We start from the raw sequence: 499 nt of genomic DNA, 5'->3' as shown, positions 1-499 counted from the left end.
CTGGTTCGCTGTCACCCTTGAGGTCGACGAACGCAGCCAACTGCTGTTGCAGGATGGTTGCAGCGCGGCGGATAGCCTCTTCAGGATCCAGAGTACCGTTGGTTTCCAGATCAATAACCAGCTTGTCCAGGTTAGTACGCTGCTCGACACGGGCGTTTTCCACCACGTATGCGATACGGCGAACCGGGCTGAACGAAGAGTCAAGCTGCAAGCGACCGATGCTGCGGCTTTCGTCTTCATCGCTCTGACGCGAGTCGGCCGGTTCATAACCACGACCACGAGCTACTACTAGCTTCATGTTCAGGGCGCCGTTAGACGCCAGGTTAGCGATTACGTGATCGGGATTAACGATCTCGACATCATGATCCCATCGCTCTGACGCGAGTCGGCCGGTTCATAACCACGACCACGAGCTACTACTAGCTTCATGTTCAGGGCGCCGTTAGACGCCAGGTTAGCGATTACGTGATCGGGATTAACGATCTCGACATCATGATCC

General features: G+C 55.5%; 2 pseudogenes. Both read right to left on the bottom strand.

From position 1 onward, the window contains the following. Nucleotides 1-367: pseudogene (locus AC1DH9_RS30815) on the bottom strand (DNA-directed RNA polymerase subunit alpha); the annotation flags it as partial. Further along, nucleotides 331-499: pseudogene (locus AC1DH9_RS30810) on the bottom strand (hypothetical protein); the annotation flags it as partial. The pseudogenes AC1DH9_RS30810 and AC1DH9_RS30815, both read right to left, overlap by 37 nt.

This window comes from Pseudomonas sp. 05T35, assembly GCF_056396605.1.
Note: the sequence above shows the minus strand (reverse complement) of the source record. Positions and strands in the feature narration are given on the sequence as shown.